The 962-nt window shown below is 50.2% G+C and carries 1 protein-coding gene and 1 pseudogene; both read right to left on the bottom strand.

The genetic code is table 11. The annotated features are described in order from the left end of the window. Window positions 1–404 (bottom strand): annotated as a pseudogene (locus NK638_RS12290) (hypothetical protein); the annotation flags it as partial. 84 nt (window positions 405–488) lie between these two features. Continuing rightward, window positions 489–962: AAA family ATPase (locus NK638_RS12295; protein WP_274633234.1), on the bottom strand; the 474-nt coding region annotated here is incomplete at its 5' end.

The raw sequence follows: 962 nt of genomic DNA on the forward strand, positions 1-962 counted from the left end.
TTGCTCTCTACCTGCTCAAAGCCAAATAATAGCTGCCGTCTTGGTTGGCGGCTCTCACTAATCAGCTTTAAGGTCACCCAAACAGGCGCACCTGCCTCTGCCATAGTGACATCTATCAATTGCACCTTGAGACCTGAAATATGGGCAAAGGTCACATGAAAGCTGATAAGCCAAACGCTAACCAAATAAAAGCACAAACCCAGCACCAAGTTGTTGCCATAATTGATGCCAGCGATAAAAGTAATGATTAACAAAACAGCAAACAGCAGGCCTTCACGACTAAAAAAAATATAGACATTACGCAGCGTGAGGGTGGCGCTATCGCTTTTGGGCGCACGCGCGGCAAACCAGCGGCGTAGTGCAGAGTTCGCTGGTACAGTAAAGGCATTTGGCAACAGACTCATAACGACCCTATCCTCAAAATTAACCGTCTTATCGCTAATAAACGAGCAGCTTTAGAAGTGAGTCTATTATAAGTAAACAGACGGTCAAACAATAACAGCCACCTCAGCCAAAATACGTTGGGCGATGGTCTGCATCGCTTGTCCACCAGTCACATGCGCGGGCACAAAACGCTGACCAAGGCGATGATCGGTGACGGCAGCAAACACGGCTTGGATGTCCTCTGGTGTCACCTCCATATGCCCTGATATATACGCATAAGCCTGCGCCGCTCGCTGTAGCGACAGCACACCACGTGGTGAAAGGCCATGATACTCCGAGCTGGCGCGTGTCTTTGCGACCAGCCGCTGTAGATAGTCCAAGACCACATCAGCCACATACACGTGCTTGACACCCTGCTGCGCCAATAATACCGCCTCGGTATCAAGTACAGCAGACAAGCCTTTGAGTAGCTCGCGGCGATCTTGACCTTGCAAAAGCTCACGCTCAGCGGCAGGTGATGGATAGCCAAGCGAGATACACAGCAAAAACCTGTCGAGCTGCGACTCAGGAAGTGGATA

It is taken from the genome of Psychrobacter sp. A3 (genome assembly GCF_028823565.1).
Lineage (GTDB): Bacteria > Pseudomonadota > Gammaproteobacteria > Pseudomonadales > Moraxellaceae > Psychrobacter > Psychrobacter celer.